Source organism: Citrobacter sp. RHBSTW-00570, from assembly GCF_013739755.1.
Lineage (GTDB): Bacteria > Pseudomonadota > Gammaproteobacteria > Enterobacterales > Enterobacteriaceae > Citrobacter > Citrobacter braakii.
The window spans coordinates 1,939,813-1,960,809 of record NZ_CP056399.1; the positions used below are offsets into that span (position 1 = coordinate 1,939,813).

Annotated in this window: 19 protein-coding genes; all 19 read left to right on the forward strand. The window is 51.7% G+C overall.

The annotated features are described in order from the left end of the window. Nucleotides 1–28 precede the first annotated feature (28 nt). The 19 genes from wcaA to galF all read left to right on the forward strand — a co-directional run bounded on the left by wcaA (nucleotide 29) and on the right by galF (nucleotide 20,965). Nucleotides 29–871, forward strand: a complete 843-nt coding sequence (gene wcaA, locus HV237_RS09025; protein WP_047359128.1) for a colanic acid biosynthesis glycosyltransferase WcaA — start codon at nucleotides 29–31, stop codon at nucleotides 869–871. Between the two features lie 2 nt (nucleotides 872–873). Next, the gene (wcaB, locus tag HV237_RS09030) at nucleotides 874–1,362 is read left to right on the forward strand and encodes a colanic acid biosynthesis acetyltransferase WcaB (protein ID WP_047359127.1); all 489 of its coding nucleotides are present in this window, start codon (nucleotides 874–876) and stop codon (nucleotides 1,360–1,362) included. Continuing rightward, nucleotides 1,359–2,576, forward strand: coding sequence for a colanic acid biosynthesis glycosyltransferase WcaC (gene wcaC / locus HV237_RS09035; protein ID WP_047359126.1), 1,218 nt, complete (start codon nucleotides 1,359–1,361; stop codon nucleotides 2,574–2,576). The genes wcaB and wcaC overlap by 4 nt, the downstream gene beginning before the upstream one ends. Beyond that, a complete protein-coding gene (gene wcaD, locus HV237_RS09040) occupies nucleotides 2,551–3,768 on the forward strand; it encodes a colanic acid polymerase WcaD (RefSeq protein WP_047359125.1) in 1,218 nt (405 codons plus the stop codon). Before wcaC ends, wcaD begins: the two co-directional genes overlap by 26 nt. Before the next feature lie 5 nt (nucleotides 3,769–3,773). After that, nucleotides 3,774–4,520 (forward strand): colanic acid biosynthesis glycosyltransferase WcaE, encoded by a 747-nt coding sequence (gene wcaE / locus HV237_RS09045; protein WP_019077134.1) that lies wholly within the window; start codon nucleotides 3,774–3,776, stop codon nucleotides 4,518–4,520. Nucleotides 4,521–4,529: 9 nt separating this feature from the next. Continuing rightward, entirely contained in the window at nucleotides 4,530–5,084 is a 555-nt protein-coding gene (gene wcaF / locus HV237_RS09050; RefSeq protein WP_016153587.1) for a colanic acid biosynthesis acetyltransferase WcaF, read from the forward strand. A 24-nt stretch (nucleotides 5,085–5,108) separates the two neighbouring features. Further along, entirely contained in the window at nucleotides 5,109–6,230 is a 1,122-nt protein-coding gene (gmd, locus tag HV237_RS09055) for a GDP-mannose 4,6-dehydratase (RefSeq protein ID WP_016156920.1), read from the forward strand. Between the two features lie 2 nt (nucleotides 6,231–6,232). Next, nucleotides 6,233–7,198 carry a GDP-L-fucose synthase gene (locus tag HV237_RS09060; protein ID WP_016156919.1) on the forward strand — a complete coding sequence of 322 codons (966 nt, stop codon included), beginning with the start codon at nucleotides 6,233–6,235 and terminating at the stop codon, nucleotides 7,196–7,198. A 2-nt stretch (nucleotides 7,199–7,200) separates the two neighbouring features. After that, on the forward strand, nucleotides 7,201–7,680 hold the full coding sequence (locus HV237_RS09065; RefSeq protein ID WP_047359124.1) for a GDP-mannose mannosyl hydrolase: 480 nt from the start codon (nucleotides 7,201–7,203) through the stop codon (nucleotides 7,678–7,680). Beyond that, complete coding sequence (gene wcaI, locus HV237_RS09070) at nucleotides 7,677–8,903, forward strand: colanic acid biosynthesis fucosyltransferase WcaI (RefSeq protein WP_047359123.1); 1,227 nt, start codon at nucleotides 7,677–7,679, stop codon at nucleotides 8,901–8,903. The genes HV237_RS09065 and wcaI overlap by 4 nt, the downstream gene beginning before the upstream one ends. Next, complete coding sequence (cpsB, locus tag HV237_RS09075) at nucleotides 8,903–10,339, forward strand: mannose-1-phosphate guanyltransferase (protein ID WP_047359122.1); 1,437 nt, start codon at nucleotides 8,903–8,905, stop codon at nucleotides 10,337–10,339. Before wcaI ends, cpsB begins: the two co-directional genes overlap by 1 nt. A 127-nt stretch (nucleotides 10,340–10,466) precedes the next feature. Next, nucleotides 10,467–11,837, forward strand: coding sequence for a colanic acid biosynthesis phosphomannomutase CpsG (gene cpsG / locus HV237_RS09080; protein ID WP_019077130.1), 1,371 nt, complete (start codon nucleotides 10,467–10,469; stop codon nucleotides 11,835–11,837). 54 nt (nucleotides 11,838–11,891) lie between these two features. Then, nucleotides 11,892–13,286, forward strand: coding sequence for an undecaprenyl-phosphate glucose phosphotransferase (gene wcaJ, locus HV237_RS09085; RefSeq protein WP_047359121.1), 1,395 nt, complete (start codon nucleotides 11,892–11,894; stop codon nucleotides 13,284–13,286). A 1-nt stretch (nucleotide 13,287) separates the two neighbouring features. Next, nucleotides 13,288–14,766 (forward strand): colanic acid undecaprenyl disphosphate flippase WzxC, encoded by a 1,479-nt coding sequence (wzxC, locus tag HV237_RS09090; protein WP_047359120.1) that lies wholly within the window; start codon nucleotides 13,288–13,290, stop codon nucleotides 14,764–14,766. A 23-nt stretch (nucleotides 14,767–14,789) separates the two neighbouring features. Beyond that, nucleotides 14,790–16,070 carry a colanic acid biosynthesis pyruvyl transferase WcaK gene (gene wcaK, locus HV237_RS09095; RefSeq protein WP_047359119.1) on the forward strand — a complete coding sequence of 427 codons (1,281 nt, stop codon included), beginning with the start codon at nucleotides 14,790–14,792 and terminating at the stop codon, nucleotides 16,068–16,070. Next, nucleotides 16,067–17,287, forward strand: coding sequence for a colanic acid biosynthesis glycosyltransferase WcaL (gene wcaL, locus HV237_RS09100; RefSeq protein ID WP_047359118.1), 1,221 nt, complete (start codon nucleotides 16,067–16,069; stop codon nucleotides 17,285–17,287). The genes wcaK and wcaL overlap by 4 nt, the downstream gene beginning before the upstream one ends. A gap of 11 nt (nucleotides 17,288–17,298) precedes the next feature. Further along, entirely contained in the window at nucleotides 17,299–18,693 is a 1,395-nt protein-coding gene (wcaM, locus tag HV237_RS09105; RefSeq protein WP_047359117.1) for a colanic acid biosynthesis protein WcaM, read from the forward strand. 148 nt (nucleotides 18,694–18,841) lie between these two features. Further along, nucleotides 18,842–19,837, forward strand: a complete 996-nt coding sequence (locus tag HV237_RS09110; protein WP_047359116.1) for an SDR family oxidoreductase — start codon at nucleotides 18,842–18,844, stop codon at nucleotides 19,835–19,837. 237 nt (nucleotides 19,838–20,074) lie between these two features. Next, nucleotides 20,075–20,965 (forward strand): GalU regulator GalF, encoded by an 891-nt coding sequence (gene galF / locus HV237_RS09115; protein WP_047359115.1) that lies wholly within the window; start codon nucleotides 20,075–20,077, stop codon nucleotides 20,963–20,965. Nucleotides 20,966–20,997 lie beyond the last annotated feature (32 nt).

The window sequence follows — 20,997 nt, forward strand, 5'->3', positions numbered from 1 at the left end:
GTATGACGGGGATATCTGGGAAACGAAAATGACGACAGACAACCCGCTAATTTCAATTTATATGCCCACCTGGAACCGTCAGCAACTGGCCATCCGGGCGATTAAATCGGTACTGCGCCAGGACTATCCTCACTGGGAGATGATCATTGTGGATGATTGCTCTTCCTCATATGAGCAACTGCAGCAATTTGTTGAAGAGCTCAACGATCCGCGTGTGTCGTATACGCGTAATCCCACTAACTCCGGAGCCTGTGCGGTGCGTAATCAGGCCATCATGCAGGCCTGTGGGCAATATATTACGGGTATTGATGATGATGATGAATGGACGCCGAACCGCCTGAGCGTATTTCTCAATTATCGCCATCATCTGGTGACGCGGGCGTTTCTGTATGCCAATGACTATGTCTGTGAGGGCGAAGTATATTCGCAGCCGACCAGTTTGCCGCTCTATCCGAAGGCCGTTTATTCACGCCGTAAATTTTATAAGCGCAATATTATTGGTAATCAGGTGTTTACCTGGGCCTGGCGGTTTAAAGCATGCCTGTTCGATACCACGCTGAAAGCGGCGCAGGATTATGACATTTTCCTGCGTATGGTGGTGGCGTATGGCAAACCGTGGAAGGTAAAAGAGGCAACGCAGATCCTGCATGTGAATCACGGTGAAATGCGTATTACCTCATCCCCGCATAAATTCTCCGGCTACTTTCAGTTCTACCGTAAGCACAAAGGCAAATTTGACCGGGCCAGCAAGAAATACCAGCTGTTTACCCTCTACCAGATCCGCAATAAACGGATGAACTGGCGCACGTTGCTGACGCTGCTTTCTGTTCGCAATAGTAAGCGCCTGGCCGACGGACTGCGAGGACGCTAAGTATGCTGGAAGATTTACGCGCGAACGGCTGGAGTCTGCGACCCTGCTGCATGGTGGTGGCCTATCGGATTGCCCATTTTTGCTCCGTCTGGCGTAAAAAAAATGTCTTGAACAACCTGTGGGCGGCGCCGGTGCTGGTGATGTATCGCCTTATCACTGAATGCGTGTTTGGCTATGAAATCCAGGCCGCTGCATCTATTGGTCGTCGTTTCACCATCCATCATGGCTATGGGGTGGTGATCAATAAACACGTGGTGGCGGGGGATGATTTCACCCTGCGCCACGGCGTCACCATCGGCAATCTTGGCGGCAACGATCTGTCCTGTCCGGTCATCGGTAACGGCGTTGAGCTGGGGGCCAATGTCACTCTGCTTGGCGGCGTTGCCATTGGCGATAACGTGACGATTGGCGCCGGGAGCGTCGTAGTGGATAGCATCCCGGACAATACGCTGGTCGTGGGCGAGAAGGCACGGGTGAAGGTAACAAAATGAAAATATTACAGTTTAATGTGCGGCTCGCAGAAGGCGGGGCGGCAGGCGTAGCGTTAGATTTGCATCTGAGGGCGCTGGAGAAAGGGCTATCGTCGCGTTTTGTCTACGGCTATGGCAAAGGCGGTAAGAAAAGCGTCAGTCACGAGAATTACCCGCAGGTTATCAAACATACGCCACGTCTGACGTCGGCGGCGAACATTGCGCTGTTTCGTTTCGCGAACCGCGACATGTTTGGCAATCTCGACAAGTTGTACCGTACGGTAACCCGCACTTCCGGCCCGCTGGTACTGCATTTTCATGTGTTGCACAGCTACTGGTTGAATCTGGAAGAGGTGGTCACCTTTTGCCAAAAAGTGAAGGCGCATAAACCGGATATCACCTTCGTCTGGACGCTGCACGATCACTGGAGCGTGACCGGGCGCTGTGCCTTTACCGATGGTTGCGAAAGCTGGAAAACGGGCTGTCAGAAATGTCCAACGCTCAGTAACTATCCGCCGGTAAAAATCGATAAAGCCCATCAACAGTTGCCTGGTAAACGGCAGATGTTTCGCGCCATGCTGGCGCTGGGCTGCCAGTTCATCTCGCCCAGTCAGCATGTGGCCGACGCATTCAACAGTCTGTATGGCGTCGATCGTTGCCGCATTATTAACAACGGCATCGATGTGGCAACGGAAGCCATTCTTGCCGAACTTCCCGCTAAGCATGAGGAAAGCGGCAGACCGAAAATCGCCGTAGTGGCCCATGACCTGCGCTATGACGGAAAAACCAGTCAGCAACTGGTGCGAGCGATGATTGCGCTCGGAGACAAAATTGAGCTGCATACCTTCGGCAAATTTTCTCCGTTTGTCGGGGATAACGTCATCAATCACGGGTTTGAGAGTGATAAGCGCACGTTGATGAGCGCGCTTAACGAGATGGATGGGCTGGTGTTCAGCTCGCGCGTTGATAACTACCCGCTGATTCTGTGCGAAGCGCTTTCCATCGGCGTACCGGTGATTGCTACGCACAGCGATGCCGCGCAGGAAGTGCTGGCGAAATCGGGCGGCAAAACGTTCAGCGAAGCGGACGTTTTGCACCTGGTGCAACTGAAAAGATCAGACATTGCGCAGGCGGTATTTGACACGTCGCTTGCCGCGTTCAGCCAGCGCAGCCGGGTGGCATATAGTGGGCAACAGATGCTGGAGGAGTATGTCTCGTTCTATCAGAATCTGTAGCTATCTGGTGCTACCGCTGCTTTATCTGCTGGTTAACGTCAAACTCGCCCAGCTTGGCGAGAGCTTCCCGATAACTATCGTCACGTTTTTGCCCGTTCTGCTGTTGCTGTTTGTCGAGCGCATCAATATTAAAAAATTAATGATTGCGCTGGGCGTGGGGGGCGGACTGACGGCGTTTAACTATCTGTTCGGACAATCACTGGATGCCAGCAAGTACGTGACGTCCGCAATGCTGTTTGTCTATACCGTGGTAATTATCGGTATGGTGTGGAGTATTCGCTTCAAAACCATTTCGCCGCATAACTACATTAAGATCTTGCGTTTTTTCTGGCTGGTTGTGGGCCTGGTGGTGGGGTTAGCTGCGGTGGAAATGGCGCAGATAATTCTTAGTGGCGGCAGCAGTTTAATGGAAATTATTTCGAAATATCTTATTTACAGTAATAGCTATGTTCTGAACTTTATTAAGTTTGGCGGGAAGCGCACCACTGCACTCTATTTCGAACCGGCATTCTTCGCTCTGGCGTTAATCTCAATTTGGCTCAGTATCAAACAGTTTGGTATCAAAACGCCTAAGTCCGATGCTATGATTCTGGCAGGGATAATATTATCAGGATCGTTTTCAGGGGTAATGACATTTATTTTGTTTTACCTCCTGGAGTGGGCGTTCCAGTATCTGAATAAAGATGCGATAAAAAAGAAGTTGCCGCTGGCGATAATCTCATTAAGCGTGTTTGTTGTTGGTGTGATATTTGCGTTTCCGTACATCGCGACACGGCTTGGAGATTTAGGAACTGAAGGCTCATCATCGTATTATCGTATCGTGGGACCATTAGTAATGGTCGGTTATTCATTACTTAACGTTGATGGGGTAGTGAGATTCGGCTCACTTTATGAATATGTTGCGTCATTCGGAATTTTTAACGGTGCAGATGTTGGTAAAACGATAGACAATGGCTTGTATCTGCTGATTATTTATTTCTCATGGTTCGCGGTGATATTAGCCCTGTGGTACATGGGGAAAGTCATGAAGATGATGATCAATGCGTTTGGTGATAATCAGAATTATCGGGTGCAGCTTTATCTTTTTACGCCGCTGTCGCTGTTTTTTACAGGTTCAGTATTTAGTCCGGAATACGCATTTTTAATTGTATGTCCGTTTATTTTGCGCAAGGCGCTGAATATAGCGAGGTAGAACGCATGCTGCTCAGTATTATTACCGTCGCCTTTCGTAATCTGGAAGGGATCGTCAAAACTCACGCGTCGTTAGCTCATCTGGCGCAGGCGGGTGATATCAGTTTTGAGTGGATTGTTGTTGATGGCGGCTCCTCTGACGGTACCTCGGCCTTTCTTGAAGGGCTCAGTGGAGAGCACCGGTTACGGTTTGTCAGCGAGCCGGATAAGGGCATCTATGATGCAATGAACAAAGGTATCGCTATGGCGCGAGGGCGGTTTGCGCTGTTCCTCAACTCCGGGGATATTTTGCATGCAGATGCGGCTCATTTTATCCGCCAGCTAAAAACGCAGAGCGATAAAGCGATGGTCATTGGCGATGCGTTGCTGGATTTCGGTAATGGTAACAAAATTAAGCGGCGGGCCAAGCCGGGTTGGTATATTTATCACAGCCTTCCCGCCAGCCATCAGGCAATCTTCTTTCCTCTCTCTGGACTGAATGTCTGGCGCTATGATTTGCAATATAAGATATCGTCTGATTACGCACTGGCAGCCAAATTATACAAGTCAGGTTACGCGTTTAAAAAGCTGAGCGGGCTGGTGTCAGAGTTTTCCATGGGTGGGGTGTCAACGACGAATAATCTGGAATTGTGCCGGGATGCAAAAAAGGTACAGCGCCAGATATTACACATGCCAGGTTTTTGGACCGGGTTGTCAGAATATTTACGTCTGCGCACAACCGGTAAAACAAAAACCTTATATGGAAAAGCGTAAGGGTACATTATGCAGGATTTAAGCGGCTTCAACGTGCCGGGAGGTTTTCGCGGCGGCGGTGCCATTAAAGTGCAATTATGGTGGGCAGTGCAAGCCACATTATTTCGCTGGTCCCCACAGGTAATGTATCGCTGGCGTGCGTTTTTATTACGAATGTTTGGCGCAAAAATAGGAAAAAACGTAGTTATTCGACCTTCAGTAAAAATTACTTATCCGTGGAAATTAACCCTGGGAGATTATTCCTGGGTGGGTGATGACGCGGTTTTATATACGCTGGGTGATATTACGATTGGTGCGCACGCGGTTATTTCGCAAAAAAGTTATTTATGCACCGGGAGTCATGATTATGCCAGTCAACATTTTGATATTAACGCCACACCAATTGTAGTTGGTGATAAATGCTGGCTGGCGACAGATGTCTTTGTCGCGCCTGGCGTGACGATTGGCGATGGCACCGTCGTCGGAGCACGCAGCAGTGTATTTAAATCGCTGCCAGCCAATGTCGTTTGTCGGGGAAATCCCGCAATAGTCACACGCGAACGCGTCGAGAAAGTTACTCCCTGAGGGGATCATTTAAGAGGTAATTACATGTCAAAAGTCGCTCTCATCACTGGCGTAACCGGGCAGGATGGTTCTTACCTGGCAGAGTTCCTGCTGGAAAAAGGGTATGAAGTACACGGTATTAAGCGCCGCGCTTCATCATTCAACACCGAACGAGTGGACCACATCTATCAGGATCCGCATTCGGGCAATCCCAAATTCCATCTGCACTATGGCGATTTGACGGACTCCTCCAACCTGACCCGTATTTTACAGGAAGTGCAACCGGATGAGGTCTATAACCTCGGCGCCATGAGTCATGTCGCAGTGTCGTTTGATTCACCGGAATACACCGCGGATGTCGATGCTATCGGCACCTTGCGTTTGCTGGAAGCTATCCGCTTCCTCGGGCTGGAAAAGAAGACCCGTTTTTATCAGGCTTCCACCTCTGAACTGTACGGTCTGGTACAGGAAATCCCGCAGAAAGAGAGCACGCCGTTCTACCCGCGCTCGCCGTATGCCGTTGCTAAGCTGTACGCCTACTGGATAACCGTCAACTACCGCGAATCTTACGGTATGTATGCCTGTAACGGTATTCTGTTTAACCACGAATCTCCGCGCCGCGGCGAAACCTTTGTCACGCGCAAAATTACGCGTGCGATCGCCAACATCGCGCAGGGGCTGGAGTCTTGCCTGTACCTGGGCAATATGGATTCGCTGCGTGACTGGGGGCATGCCAAAGATTACGTCAGGATGCAGTGGATGATGCTGCAGCAGGACAAGCCGGAAGATTTCGTGATTGCCACCGGCGTGCAGTATTCCGTGCGCCAGTTTGTGGAAATGGCCGCCGCTCAGTTGGGGATTAAATTGCGCTTTGAAGGCGAGGGCGTGAATGAGAAAGGCATCGTGGTTTCCGTAACCGGACACGACGCGCCGGGTGTGAAACCTGGGGATGTCATGATTGCCGTCGATCCGCGCTATTTCCGTCCGGCAGAGGTGGAAACGCTGCTGGGCGATCCGGCCAAAGCACATGAAAAACTGGGCTGGAAGCCGGAAATCACGTTGCGCCAGATGATCTCGGAAATGGTTGCCAACGATCTTGAAGCAGCGAAGAAGCATTCCCTGCTGAAGTCGCACGGTTACGAGGTCGCCATCGCGCTGGAGTACTGAGGATGAAGACACAACGTATTTTTGTGGCGGGCCATCGCGGGATGGTGGGGTCCGCCATAGTCAGACAATTGTCGCAGCGAGATAATGTCGAGCTGGTGCTGCGTACCCGCGACCAACTTAACCTGCTGGACGCCAGTGCGGTGCAGGCGTTCTTTGCCACTGAACGTATTGACCAGGTTTATCTGGCGGCGGCTAAAGTCGGTGGGATCGTGGCGAATAATACTTATCCTGCTGATTTTATTTATGAAAACATGATGATTGAGAGCAACATTATTCATGCTGCGCATTTGCATAACGTGAATAAACTGCTGTTTCTCGGGTCATCCTGTATTTATCCAAAGCAAGCCACCCAGCCAATAGCCGAAAGCGAACTGTTGCAGGGGCAGTTGGAACCGACCAATGAGCCGTATGCGATTGCCAAAATTGCCGGGATCAAGCTGTGCGAATCGTATAACCGCCAGTATGGCCGCGATTATCGCTCGGTGATGCCGACCAATCTGTATGGGCCGCATGACAACTTCCACCCGAGTAATTCGCATGTGATCCCGGCGCTGCTGCGCCGCTTTCATGACGCTCGCGAGCACAATACGCCGGATGTGGTGGTGTGGGGAAGCGGGACGCCAATGCGTGAATTTCTGCATGTTGACGATATGGCAGCGGCCAGTATCCACGTGATGGAGCTGGCTCAGGAAGTCTTGCAGGAATATACCCAGCCGATGCTGTCGCATATCAACGTGGGCACCGGCGTGGACTGCACCATCCGCGAACTGGCGCAAACCATCGCGCAGGTCGTGGGTTACAAGGGGCGCGTGGTGTTCGACGCCAGCAAACCGGATGGAACGCCGCGCAAATTGCTCGATGTTACGCGTCTGCATCAGTTGGGCTGGTATCACGAGATATCACTGGAAGCGGGGCTTGCCAGTACCTGGCAGTGGTTCCTTGAAAACCAGCAGCGCTACCGGGGGTAAGCATGTTTTTACGTCATGAGGATTTTGCCACCGTAGTACGTTCAACTCCGCTGATTTCCATCGATTTGATCGTGGAAAACACCCACGGTGAATTTCTGCTCGGTAAGCGTCTCAATCGTCCGGCGCAGGGTTACTGGTTTGTGCCCGGCGGTCGGGTGCAAAAAGATGAACCGCTGCACGTGGCCTTTGAGCGGCTTACCGAAACGGAGCTGGGGTTACGTTTACCGCTGTCCGCTGCGGAGTTTTACGGTGTCTGGCAGCACTTCTATGACGACAACTTTTCTGGGGATGATTTCTCAACGCATTACATCGTGCTGGGATTTCGTCTGCGGGTGTCGGAAAACGACTTGCTACTGCCCAATGTCCAACATGATGCGTACCGATGGATGGCGTCTACACAGATTCTGGCCAGTGACCACGTGCACGACAACAGTCGGGCTTACTTCTGTAAAACAAGTCAGGCCGGAGTACCCGGGCTATGAAGATCCTCGTGTATGGCATCAACTATTCGCCGGAGTTGACCGGTATCGGCAAATACACCGGTGAAATGGTGGAGTGGATGGCGCAGCAGGGGCATGACGTTCGGGTGATCACCGCGCCGCCTTATTATCCCCAGTGGAAGGTAAACGGCAGTTATTCATCCTGGCGCTACCGTCGCGAAGAGGGCGACGCCCTCGTCTGGCGTTGTCCGCTGTATGTGCCTGAGCAACCCTCAACGCTCAAGCGCCTGCTGCATTTGGGCAGTTTCGCCCTGAGCAGTTTTTTCCCGCTACTGGCGCAACGTCGCTGGAAGCCGGATCGCATTATCGGCGTAGTGCCGACGCTGTTTTGCACGCCGGGCATGCGCCTGCTGGCAAAGCTTTGTGGCGCACGTACGCTATTGCACGTTCAGGATTACGAAGTCGATGCCATGTTGGGGCTAGGAATGGCGGGCAAAGGCACGCGCGGTATGGTGGCAAAACTGGCCAGCGCCTTTGAGCGCAGTGGGCTGTTGAATATGGACCATATTTCGACGATTTCCCGTTCCATGATGCACAAAGCCATGGAAAAAGGCGTTGCGCCGCACAAGGTTATTTTCTTTCCGAACTGGTCGGAAGTGACGCGCTTTCGTGATGTGAGCGACGCCGATGCCCTGGCGTTGTCCCGGCAACTGGGATTGCCTGCCGATCAAAAGATCGTTCTTTACTCAGGCAATATCGGTGAAAAGCAGGGGCTGGAGAGCGTGATAGACGCAGCGGTCGAGTTGAGCGAACACCCCTGGCTGTTTGTGATTGTCGGGCAGGGCGGTGGTAAAGCGCGGCTGGAGAGCATGGCCAGCGAACGCGGCCTGAACAACGTGATGTTCTTTCCGCTGCAATCATATGACGCGCTGCCAGCGTTGCTCAAGATTGCGGATTGTCATCTGGTCGTGCAAAAGCGTGGTGCGGCTGATGCCGTACTGCCCTCCAAATTGACCAATATCCTCGCTGTTGGTGGTAACGCAGTTATTACTGCCGAACCTGAAACCGAGCTGGGTCAGCTTTGTGACGCTCACCCTGGCATTGCGGTGTGCGTGGAGCCGGAGTCGGTAAACGCGTTGGTTTGCGGTATTAAACGGGCGCTGATGATGCCAAAAGTAAACACGGTGGCACGTGATTATGCCGAACGCACGCTGGATAAAGAAAACGTGCTGAGTCAATTTCTTGCAGATATACGGGGTACATGATGAGTCAAAGCAAACTCTTTCCGGTGGTGATGGCCGGTGGCTCGGGGAGCCGTTTATGGCCACTGTCCCGCGTGCTGTACCCAAAGCAGTTCCTGTGCCTGAAAGGCGATCTCACCATGCTGCAGACGACGATTTGCCGTCTGAACGGCGTGGAGTGCGAAAGCCCGGTGGTTATCTGTAATGAACAACACCGTTTTATCGTAGCGGAACAGTTACGACAGCTGCACAAGCTGACTGAGAACATCATTCTAGAACCTGCCGGGCGTAACACGGCACCGGCGATAGCGCTGGCCGCGCTGGCGGCAAAACGTCAAAGTCCGGGTGAGGATCCGCTGCTGCTGGTCTTGGCGGCCGATCACATGATTGCCGACGAAGAGGCATTCCGCGAGGCGGTTCGCAATGCGATGCCCTATGCCGGAGCGGGTAAGCTGGTGACGTTTGGTATCGTGCCGGACCAGGCGGAAACCGGCTATGGCTATATCCGCCGGGGGGAAGTCTCGCCGACGAATACCGACGCCGTGGCTTTTGAGGTGGCACAGTTTGTTGAAAAGCCCAATCTGGAAACCGCGCAGGCTTACGTGACGAGCGGCGACTACTACTGGAACAGCGGCATGTTCTTGTTCCGGGCCGGACGTTACCTGGAAGAACTGAAAAAGTATCGTCCCGACATTCTTGCAGCCTGTGAGAACGCCATGAGCACGGTCGACCCCGATCTCGATTTTATCCGCGTTGATGAACAGGCGTTTCTCGCCTGCCCGGAAGAGTCTGTGGACTATGCGGTAATGGAACGTACCGCCGATGCGGTGGTGATGCCAATGAACGCAGGCTGGAGCGATGTTGGCTCCTGGTCATCGCTGTGGGAAATCAGTGCACATACCGCTGAAGGCAATGTGCATCACGGCGATGTCATAAGCCACAAAACGGAAAACAGTTACGTGTATGCTGAATCCGGCCTGGTGACGACCGTCGGGGTGAAAGATCTGGTGGTGGTGCAGACCAAAGACGCGGTGCTGATAGCCGATCGCAACGCGGTGCAGGACGTCAAAAAAGTGGTAGAGCAAATTAAGGCTGACGGGCGTCATGAGCATCATATTCACCGCGAAGTTTATCGTCCGTGGGGCAAGTACGACTCAATTGATGCCGGAGAGCGTTATCAGGTGAAGCGAATTACCGTCAAGCCTGGTGAGGGATTGTCTGTGCAGATGCATCATCACCGGGCTGAACACTGGGTTGTGGTTGCCGGTACCGCGAAGGTGACAATCAATGATGATATCAAACTGCTTGCTGAAAACGAGTCTGTCTATATTCCGCTGGGGGCGACCCATTGTCTGGAGAACCCCGGGAAAATCCCGCTCGATCTGATTGAAGTGCGCTCCGGATCTTACCTCGATGAGGATGATGTGGTGCGGTTTGCGGATCGCTACGGGCGCGCGTAACACAACATCATCGTTGCCGGATGGCGGCGTGAACACCTTATCCGGCCTAAAAACTAACGGCGAGTCATTTTGGGAAAAATATCTCCAGTCAGGAGAGGGCTAACTGTTGCCTGAAGAAGGGGAAATCATGACGAAATTAACCTGTTTCAAAGCCTACGATATTCGCGGCAGGCTGGGCGAAGAGCTGAATGAAGAGATCGCGTGGCGCATTGGCCGCGCTTACGGCGAGTTCCTGAAGCCAAAATCTATCGTTCTGGGCGGCGATGTGCGTCTGACCAGCGAGACGCTAAAGCTGGCGCTGGCGAAAGGGCTGCAGGACGCGGGGGTGAATGTGCTGGATATTGGCATGTCGGGCACCGAAGAGATTTACTTCGCCACCTTCCACCTTGGCATTGACGGCGGTATTGAAGTGACCGCCAGCCATAATCCGATGGATTACAACGGTATGAAGCTGGTGCGGGAAGGGGCGCGGCCCATCAGCGGTGATACCGGTCTGCGCGACGTGCAGCGCCTGGCGGAAGCCAACGACTTCCCGGCGGTTGATGTGACAAAACGTGGCCACTACCAGCGTATTACTACCCGCGATGCCTACATCGACCACCTGCTGGGTTACATCAATCCCGGCAGCCTGAGACCGATGAAGCTGGTGCTCAACTCCGGCAACGGTGCGGCAGGTCCGGTGGTTGACGCCATTGAAGCCCGTTTTAAGGCGCTGGGGGTGCCGGTCGAGTTCATCAAAATTCACAATACGCCGGATGGCAACTTCCCCAACGGTATCCCCAACCCTCTGCTGCCGGAATGCCGGGCCGACACGCGCAATGCGGTGATTGAACACGGTGCGGATATGGGGATTGCCTTCGACGGTGATTTTGACCGCTGCTTCCTGTTCGATGAAAAAGGTCAGTTCATTGAGGGCTATTACATTGTCGGCCTGCTGGCGGAAGCGTTTCTGGAGAAGAATCCGGGGGCGAAAATTATCCACGACCCGCGCCTGTCCTGGAATACCGTGGACGTGGTGACGGCAGCAGGCGGTAAACCGGTGATGTCAAAAACCGGGCACGCGTTTATCAAAGAGCGCATGCGCCATGAAGATGCCATTTATGGCGGTGAAATGAGCGCGCATCACTATTTCCGTGATTTTGCTTACTGCGACAGCGGAATGATCCCGTGGCTGCTGGTGGCGGAACTGCTGAGTCTGAAAGGACAGTCGCTGGGTGAACTGGTCCGTGACCGGATGGTGGCCTATCCGGCGAGTGGGGAAATCAACAGCACGCTGGCAGAGCCGGCGGCAGCGATTGCGCGTGTGGAGCAGCACTTTTCCCGTGAGGCGCTGACGGTGGACAGAACGGACGGTATCAGCATGGCGTTTGTCGACTGGCGCTTCAATTTACGCTCTTCCAATACCGAACCGGTGGTGCGCCTGAACGTGGAATCGCGCGGAGATATTCCGTTGATGGAAGCGCGAACGCGCACTCTTCTGGCGTTACTGAATCAGTAATGCCGGTGCTTCCTTTGCCCGCTTATGGGCAAAGGGTGACTAACAGGAACCACGATGACACATCTAAAAAAGCGCGAACGCGCCAAAACCAATGCGTCGTTAATTTCGATGGTGCAACGCTTTTCAGATATCACCATCATGTTTGGCGGGTTGTGGGTGATCTGCGAATTAAGCGGTTTGCCTTTCCTGTATATGCACCTGCTGGTGGCGCTGATCACGCTGGTCGTTTTTCAGATGCTCGGTGGCATAACGGATTTTTATCGCTCCTGGCGCGGCGTCAAAATTTCCACTGAGCTGGTGCTGTTACTACAAAACTGGACGCTGAGTCTGATTTTTAGCGCAGGTCTGATCGCCTTTAATAAAGATTTCGATAACCGTCTCGCCGTCTGGCTGGCATGGTATCTGCTTTCAAGCGTCGGCCTGGTGTTGAGTCGTTCGTTTATTCGCTACGGTGCGGGGTGGCTGCGTAATCGTGGTTACAACACCCGCCGGGTGGCGGTGGCTGGCGACCTGCCCGCCGGACAAATGCTGCTGGACAGTTTTCGCCATGAACCGTGGCTGGGATTTGAAGTGGCGGGGGTCTATCACGACCCAATCCCTGGAAAAAACTCCCGCGACTGGGCCGGTAATTTGCAACAACTGGTGGACGACGCCAAAGCTTCACGCATTCATAACGTTTATATCGCCATGTCGATGAGCGATGGCGCCAGCGTAAAAAAACTGGTGCGTGAGTTGGCCGACACCACCTGCTCGGTGATCCTCATTCCTGATGTCTTTACCTTCAATATTCTGCATTCACGGATTGAAGAGATGAACGGCGTTCCGGTAGTGCCGCTGTATGACACGCCGCTTTCGGGGATTAATCGCCTGTTAAAGCGCGCGGAAGATATCGTGCTGGCTTCACTGATCCTGCTGCTTATTTCCCCGGTGCTATGTGGTATTGCGCTTCTGGTAAAACTGACCTCCAAAGGTCCGGTGATTTTCCGCCAGACCCGCTATGGCATGGACGGGAAGCCGATCAAAGTCTGGAAGTTTCGCTCGATGAAGGTGATGGAGAACGACGCGGTGGTAACGCAGGCGACGCAAAACGATCCGCGCGTTACCCCTGTGGGAAATTTCCTGCGCCGGACGTCGCTCGATGAACTGCCGCAGTTTATTAACGTCCTGACCGGGGGGATGTCTATCGTCGGGCCACGTCCGCATGCGGTAGCGCACAACGAACAGTACCGCCAACTGATCGAGGGGTACATGTTACGCCATAAGGTGAAACCGGGCATTACCGGCTGGGCGCAAATCAACGGCTGGCGCGGTGAAACCGATACGCTGGAAAAAATGGAAAAACGTGTGGAGTTTGACCTCGAATACATTCGCGAGTGGAGCGTGTGGTTCGATATCAAAATTGTTTTTCTGACGGTATTCAAAGGCTTTGTGAACAAAGCGGCGTATTAACATGAGCTTACGAGAAAAAACGCTTAATGGCGCAAAGTGGTCGGCGATTGCTACGGTGATCATTATTGGTCTGGGACTTATCCAGATGACCGTCCTGGCGCGGATTATTGATAACCACCAGTTTGGGTTGTTAACCGTGTCGCTGGTGATCATTGCGCTGGCCGATACGCTGTCGGATTTCGGTATCGCCAATTCAATTATTCAGCGCAAAGACATCGGTTATCTTGAGCTGACAACGCTGTACTGGCTCAACGTTGGGCTGGGTATGGTGGTATGTGTGGCGATGTTTCTGCTTAGCGGGACGATTGCCAGCGTGCTCAATAATCCCGAACTGGCGCCACTCATCAAAACCTTATCGCTGGCGTTTGTGGTGATACCGCACGGGCAGCAGTTTCGCGCGCTGATGCAAAAAGAGCTGGCCTTCAACAAAATTGGCATGATTGAAACCAGTTCGGTGTTGGCCGGTTTTACCTTTACCGTGGTCAGCGCCCATTTCTGGCCGCTCGCGCTGACGGCCATTCTCGGGTATCTGGTGAACAGTACGCTACGAACGCTGCTGTTCGGCTATTTTGGTCGCCGGATTTACCGTCCGGGGCTGCATTTTTCGCTGGCATCCGTTTCGTCGAACCTGCGTTTTGGTGCGTGGCTGACGGCAGACAGCATTATCAATTACCTCAATACCAACCTTTCCACGTTGGTTTTAGCCAGAACGTTGGGCGCAGGTGTGGCGGGCGGATTCAATCTCGCCTGGAACGTGGCGGTTGTCCCTCCGATCAAACTGAACCCGATTATTACCCGTGTCCTGTTTCCGGCGTTTGCCAAAATTCAGGACGACAGTGAAAAGCTACGGGTGAATTTTTACAAGCTGCTGTCGGTGGTCGGGATCATCAACTTCCCGGTACTACTGGGATTGATGGTGGTGTCGAACAATGTGGTGCCGCTGGTATTTGGCGAGAAGTGGAACGGTATTATTCCCGTCTTGCAACTGCTGTGCATTGTTGGACTGCTGCGCTCTGTGGGGAATCCGATCGGTTCACTGCTGATGGCGAAAGCACGGGTCGACATCAGCTTCAAATTCAATGTGTTCAAAACCTTTCTGTTTATTCCCGCCATTTTCATCGGTGGTCATCAGGCCGGGGCGATTGGCGTGACACTGGGCTTTTTGCTGGTCCAGGTGATTAACACGATCCTCAGTTACTTCGTGATGATCAAACCTGTTCTTGGCTCCAGCTACCGCCAGTACATGCTCAGTCTGTGGCTGCCGTTATATCTCTCTTTACCGACCCTTGTGGTGAGCTATGCGCTGGACGTAATGCTGCGCAGCCAACTGTCGCCAGGCGCGTTGCTGGGGATCCAGGTAGCGGCAGGAGCGCTGGCGTTCGCGGCGATGATTGTGGTGTCGCGCCATCCGTTAGTGGTGGAAATAAAACGCCAGTTCTGCCGCAGTGAAAAAATGAAAACCTTGCTTCGTGCAGGATAAGAACAACGCTTTAAGAGGTCATAATGAAACTATTAATTTTAGGCAACCATACCTGTGGGAACCGTGGGGATAGCGCGATTCTGCGCGGTTTGCTGGATGCCATTAACGCGTTGCGTCCTGAGACTGAAGTGGATGTTATGAGCCGTTATCCGGTGAGTTCTTCGTGGTTGCTGAACCGCCCGGTAATGGGCGATCCGCTGTATTCGCAGATGAAGCAGCACAATAATGCTGCCGGCGTTATGGGACGCGTGAAGAAAGTGCTGCGTCGTCGCTATCAGCATCAGGTGCTGCTCTCGCGTGTCACCGATTCCGGTAATCTGCGCAATATCGCGATCGCCCAGGGGTTTACCGATTTTGTTCGTCTGCTGTCGCGCTACGACGCCATTATCCAGGTTGGCGGATCGTTTTTTGTCGATTTGTATGGCGTACCGCAGTTTGAACATGCCCTGTGTACGTTTATGGCGAAAAAACCGCTGTACATGATTGGCCACAGCGTGGGGCCATTCCAGGATGAACAGTTTAATCAACTGGCGAACTACGTTTTTGGACACTGTAATGCATTGATTTTGCGTGAATCCGTCAGTCTGGATCTGATGAAGCGCAGTGCAATAAACACGGATAAAGTCGAAACCGGGGTAGATACCGCCTGGCTGGTAAATAACCATGATGAGGATTATGAGCCTGGTTATGCCGTACAGCACTGGTTACACATGGCGGCAAAACAGAAGACCGTTGCCATTACTCTGCGTGAGCTGGCTCCTTTTGATAAGCGTCTGGGGACTACGCAGCAGGCCTATGAGCAAGCTTTTGCTGGGGTAGTGAACCGCATCCTTGATGAAGGTTACCAGGTGATAGCGCTGTCAACCTGTACCGGTATTGATAGTTACAACAAAGATGACCGCATGGTGGCGTTGAACCTGCGCCAGTATGTTAACGACCCGGGCCGTTATCACGTGGTGATGGATGAACTCAACGACCTGGAGATGGGGAAAATTTTGGCTGCATGCGATCTGACGGTGGGGACTCGTTTACACTCGGCCATCATCTCGATGAATTTTATGACGCCAGCCATCGCCATTAATTATGAGCATAAATCGGCAGGGATCATGCAACAACTGGGGTTAGCAGAGATGGCCGTCGATATTCGCCATCTGCTCGATGGCAGCCTGGAAGGGAAGGTCGCCGATGCTCTCGGACAGCTACCTGAGCTGAACATACGTCTCGGCGACGCGGTTAGGCGTGAGCGTGAACGTGGGGTGAACATGGTGCAATCGGTTTTAACGCGTATTGAGGGGGAAAAATGAAGGTTGGCTTTTTCCTGCTTAAATTTCCGCTCTCCTCCGAGACCTTTGTACTCAATCAGATTACTGCATTTATCGACATGGGCTACGACGTGGAAATTGTCGCGTTGCACAAGGGCGATCTTGAAAATACCCATGCTTCATTTAATACCTACCGTCTGGGTGAAAAAACGCGCTGGTTACTGAATGAGCCGAACAGCAAACTGGCGAAGCTTAAGTATAGGGCAGTGGCGGCCCTGCGCGGTATTACCCGCGCAGCCACCTGGAAAGCGCTGAATGTTTCACGCTATGGCGATGAGGCGCGCAATCTGATTTTGGCGGCCATTTGTGGCGCGAACCCGCGGGCGTTTGAAGCGGATGTCTTTATCGCTCATTTTGGACCCGCAGGCGTAACGGCCGCCAAACTGCGTGAGCTAGGGATGATTTGCGGCAAAATCGCCACGGTATTTCACGGCATTGATGTTTCGCATCGGGATGTGCTTGCCCACTACACCCCTGAATATCAGCAACTGTTTGAACGTGGGGATTTGATGTTACCTATCAGCAACCTCTGGGCCGGACGTTTAAAAAATATGGGGTGCCCGCCGCAGAAAATCGCGGTCTCGCGCATGGGAATCGATATGACGCGCTTTACGCCACGCCAGTTGAAATCGCCAGCCGCACCGCTGGAGATTATCTCTGTCGCCCGGTTAACTGAGAAAAAAGGACTGCACGTCGCCATCGAAGCCTGTCGTCAGTTGAAAGAGCAGGGCGTCGCATTCCGTTATCGCATCCTTGGCATTGGCCCCTGGGAGCGTCGTCTGCGTACGCTGATCGAGCAATATCAACTTGATGATGTGATTGAGATGCCCGGCTTTAAGCCCAGTCATCAGGTAAAGGAGATGCTTGAGCAGGCGGATGTATTTTTGCTGCCGTCGATCACCGGAAGAGACGGCGATATGGAGGGGATCCCGGTGGCGCTGATGGAGGCGATGGCGGTAGGGATCCCGGTGATTTCCACCGTCCATAGTGGGATCCCGGAGCTGGTCGAGTCGGGAAAGTCTGGCTGGCTGGCACCGGAAAATGACGCGCAGGCACTGGCAGAGAGATTAGCGGCATTCAGCCTGCTCGACAGTGAACAGGTACAGCCGATTGTGCAGTGCGCGCGCGAAAAAATTGCAACTGAATTTAATCAGTTAGCGATCAATAAACAGTTAGCCAGTCTGCTGCAAACGATGTAAATCGAGGTTGTATGTCAGAGAACAAACTCTCACGCCGTACTTTTCTGACGGCAGGCTCTGCGCTTGTCGTGCTGCATTCTCCCGTTGTTCGGGCGTTAGAATCACCGGGCAGTGTCAATATTCAGGATTACAACCCACAGGATTGGGTGGCTTCTTTCAGGCAGGCGTTCAAAGAAGGACAAACGGTCGTCGTACCAACAGGCCTGGAATGTAAGGATATCAATACCGCCATCGTTATCCCGCCAGGCAAAACGCTATTCCTGCAAGGGCGAATAAGCGGCAATGGCCGTGGGCGCTTTGTTCTGCAGGATGGATGCAAGGTGATGGGCGAGCAGGGCGGGAGCCTGAGGAACGTTACCCTCGATGTGCGGGGGTCGGACTGTGTGATAAAAGGGATTGCCATGAGCGGTTTCGGTCCGGTGACGCAAATCTATATCGGCGGTAAAACCTCGAGGCTGATGCGTAATCTGACTATCGATGATATTACCGTCACGCGCGCTAACTATGGCATTTTGCGTCAGGGTTTTCATAATCGAATGGACGGCGTAAAGATCACGAACAGCCGTTTTAGCGATTTACAGGGTGATGCTATCGAGTGGAATGTAGCGATAAATGACAGCAACATCCTCATTTCTGACCATGTCATTGAACGTATCAACTGTACCAACGGCAACGTGAACTGGGGCATTGGCATCGGTCTGGCGGGGAGTACCTATGACAATACCTATCCCGATGAACTGGCGGTAAAAAACTTTGTGGTAGCGAACATCACTGGTAGCGACTGCCGACAGTTAGTCCATGTGGAGAACGGCAAACACTTTATTATTCGTAATATTACCGCGCGAAATATCACCCCGGATTTCAGTAAGAAAGCGGGCATTGATAATGCGACGGTCGCTATTTACGGATGTGATAATTTCGTAATTGATAATATCAATATGGAGAATAGCGCTGGTATGCTCATTGGTTACGGCGTAATCAAAGGGCGTTATTTATCCATTCCACAAAACTTTAAGTTAAATAATATTCATCTGGATAATACGAAACGTGAATACAAATTGCGCGGTATTCAGATCTCCTCTGGTAATGCGACATCATTTGTGGCGATTACCAATGTGGAAATGAAGCGTGCCACGCTCGAGTTACACAACCAACCGCAGCATCTTTTCTTACGTAACATCAAAGTGATGCAGCAATCTGTAACGGGACCAGCGCTTAAGATGCACTTCGATCTCCGTCAGGATGTGCGCGGCAAGTTTATGGCTAAACAGGACACATTACTCTCGCTGGCGAATATCCATGCGGTAAACGAAACCGGGCAAAGCTCAGTTGACATTGACCGGGTAAACCATCAGGTGGTGAATGTCGAAGCGGTGAATTTTCGACTGCCGGGGCAGGGGAGGTAACCCCACTATATTCTTACTGGATATCATTGGCTAAAAGATTATAATCACCCAATTACTGTTAAAGCTGGGGCTGGGCAGCATTGACTACTCAGGGAAGACGCTCATCTTTATCATATGTTTCTTGTGTTACGAACAGACAAAGTGATTTATGAACGATAAAGTTTTGCTCATCGGTGCATCCGGATTCGTGGGGACCAGACTCCTGGAGACGGCTGTTGCGGATTTTGATATCAAGAATCTGGATAAACAGCAGAGTCATTTCTATCCGCAAATCACGCAAATCGGCGATGTTCGCGATCAACAAATTTTGGACCAGGCGCTTTCAGGCTATGATACGGTTGTTTTGTTAGCGGCTGAACATCGTGATGATGTCAGTCCTACTTCACTTTACTATGATGTGAATGTTCAGGGGACGCGCAATGTATTGGCCGCTATGGAGAAAAATGATGTTAAGAACATCATTTTCACCAGCTCTGTCGCGGTTTATGGCCTGAACAAAACCAATCCTGATGAAAACCATCCTCACGATCCCTTCAACCATTACGGTAAAAGTAAGTGGCAGGCAGAAGAAGTCCTGCGTGAATGGCATGCCAAAGCTCCAGATGAACGCTCGCTGACCATTATCCGCCCGACGGTTATCTTTGGCGAACGCAACCGCGGCAACGTTTATAATCTGCTGAAGCAGATCGCGGGCGGTAAGTTCATGATGGTTGGGGCTGGTACTAACTATAAATCAATGGCTTATGTTGGTAATATTGTTGAGTTTATCAAGTATAAACTGAAGAATGTGACTGCTGGTTATGAGGTTTATAATTACGTTGATAAGCCTGATCTGAATATGAATCAACTGGTTACCGAAGTTGAACAGAGCTTAAGTAAAAAAATCCCCTCAGCACACTTACCTTACGCTTTAGGCATGTTAGGTGGTTATTGCTTTGATATTTTGGGTAAAGTGACCGGCAAAAAATATGCTGTCAGCTCTGTGCGCGTGAAGAAGTTCTGTGCCACCACACAGTTTGATGCAACGAAAGTCCACTCATCCGGTTTTGTTGCTCCTTACACATTGTCTCAGGGACTGGATCGCACTTTAAAATACGAATTTTTGCACGATAAGAAAGATGACATTACGTTTGTCTCTGAGTGATTGGTGTTTGTAGAGTGTCTGGGGCTTAGTTAACTACGATTTTTCGGAAATGCTATAAAACTGGCGAGATGAGTTCGTTTCCGAAGAATCCGAGTTCACCTCGGTGTTGGTGAAGTGTAGAGTTTGCATTCGGTTTACCTTAACCTGGTTATTTCGTGTTGAGGATGGAGCCAGCAATACTGGCTAACGTACGGCTAAAGTCTATACTTTATCAGCCGTTAAGAGGTAGGAGAGAGAATGACTAATTTGAAAGCAGTTATCCCGGTAGCGGGCCTGGGGATGCACATGTTGCCGGCTACGAAGGCAATCCCAAAAGAGATGCTGCCAATCGTAGACAAGCCGATGATTCAATACATTGTCGACGAAATTGTAGCTGCTGGCATTAAAGAAATCGTTCTGGTGACTCATGCATCAAAGAATGCGGTAGAAAACCACTTCGATACGTCTTATGAACTCGAGTCTTTGCTTGAGCAGCGCGTCAAGCGCCAGTTGCTGGCCGAAGTGCAGTCTATCTGTCCTCCAGGCGTAACTATCATGAACGTTCGTCAGGCTCAGTTACTGGGCCTGGGCCATTCAATTCTTTGTGCTCGCCCAATTGTTGGGGATAACCCTTTTGTCGTCGTATTACCTGACGTCATTCTTGATACAGCGAGCGCGGATCCGCTGCGCTACAACCTGGCTGCCATGGTTGCTCGTTTTAATGAGACAGGGCGTAGTCAGGTGCTGGCTAAGCGTATGGAAGGCGATCTGTCTGAGTACTCTGTTATTCAGACCAAAGAGCCTTTAGATAATGAAGGCAAAGTCAGCCGTATTGTTGAATTCATTGAAAAACCAGACCAGCCGCAGACTCTGGATTCCGATCTGATGGCTGTAGGGCGCTACGTGCTTTCTGCTGATATCTGGGCAGAACTGGAGCATACCCAGCCAGGTGCCTGGGGGCGTATTCAGTTGACGGATGCTATTGCTGAGCTGGCGAAAAAACAGTCTGTCGATGCGATGTTGATGACAGGCGACAGCTACGACTGCGGTAAAAAAATGGGCTATATGCAAGCGTTCGTGAAGTATGGGCTGCGGAATTTGAAAGAAGGGGCGAAGTTCAAATCAAGTATTGAAAATATGCTCAAATAAAATGAGCTAAATATGTAATAGTTATTTTTATT

What these genes read in the sequence shown, in the direction of transcription:
- wcaA (WP_047359128.1), top strand. Translation starts at nt 29, where the DNA reads ATGACGACAGACAACCCGCTAATTTCAATTTATATGCCCACCTGGAAC.
- wcaB (WP_047359127.1), top strand. Translation starts at nt 874, where the DNA reads ATGCTGGAAGATTTACGCGCGAACGGCTGGAGTCTGCGACCCTGCTGC.
- wcaC (WP_047359126.1), top strand. Translation starts at nt 1,359, where the DNA reads ATGAAAATATTACAGTTTAATGTGCGGCTCGCAGAAGGCGGGGCGGCA.
- wcaD (WP_047359125.1), top strand. Translation starts at nt 2,551, where the DNA reads ATGTCTCGTTCTATCAGAATCTGTAGCTATCTGGTGCTACCGCTGCTT.
- wcaE (WP_019077134.1), top strand. Translation starts at nt 3,774, where the DNA reads ATGCTGCTCAGTATTATTACCGTCGCCTTTCGTAATCTGGAAGGGATC.
- wcaF (WP_016153587.1), top strand. Translation starts at nt 4,530, where the DNA reads ATGCAGGATTTAAGCGGCTTCAACGTGCCGGGAGGTTTTCGCGGCGGC.
- gmd (WP_016156920.1), top strand. Translation starts at nt 5,109, where the DNA reads ATGTCAAAAGTCGCTCTCATCACTGGCGTAACCGGGCAGGATGGTTCT.
- HV237_RS09060 (WP_016156919.1), top strand. Translation starts at nt 6,233, where the DNA reads ATGAAGACACAACGTATTTTTGTGGCGGGCCATCGCGGGATGGTGGGG.
- HV237_RS09065 (WP_047359124.1), top strand. Translation starts at nt 7,201, where the DNA reads ATGTTTTTACGTCATGAGGATTTTGCCACCGTAGTACGTTCAACTCCG.
- wcaI (WP_047359123.1), top strand. Translation starts at nt 7,677, where the DNA reads ATGAAGATCCTCGTGTATGGCATCAACTATTCGCCGGAGTTGACCGGT.
- cpsB (WP_047359122.1), top strand. Translation starts at nt 8,903, where the DNA reads ATGAGTCAAAGCAAACTCTTTCCGGTGGTGATGGCCGGTGGCTCGGGG.
- cpsG (WP_019077130.1), top strand. Translation starts at nt 10,467, where the DNA reads ATGACGAAATTAACCTGTTTCAAAGCCTACGATATTCGCGGCAGGCTG.
- wcaJ (WP_047359121.1), top strand. Translation starts at nt 11,892, where the DNA reads ATGACACATCTAAAAAAGCGCGAACGCGCCAAAACCAATGCGTCGTTA.
- wzxC (WP_047359120.1), top strand. Translation starts at nt 13,288, where the DNA reads ATGAGCTTACGAGAAAAAACGCTTAATGGCGCAAAGTGGTCGGCGATT.
- wcaK (WP_047359119.1), top strand. Translation starts at nt 14,790, where the DNA reads ATGAAACTATTAATTTTAGGCAACCATACCTGTGGGAACCGTGGGGAT.
- wcaL (WP_047359118.1), top strand. Translation starts at nt 16,067, where the DNA reads ATGAAGGTTGGCTTTTTCCTGCTTAAATTTCCGCTCTCCTCCGAGACC.
- wcaM (WP_047359117.1), top strand. Translation starts at nt 17,299, where the DNA reads ATGTCAGAGAACAAACTCTCACGCCGTACTTTTCTGACGGCAGGCTCT.
- HV237_RS09110 (WP_047359116.1), top strand. Translation starts at nt 18,842, where the DNA reads ATGAACGATAAAGTTTTGCTCATCGGTGCATCCGGATTCGTGGGGACC.
- galF (WP_047359115.1), top strand. Translation starts at nt 20,075, where the DNA reads ATGACTAATTTGAAAGCAGTTATCCCGGTAGCGGGCCTGGGGATGCAC.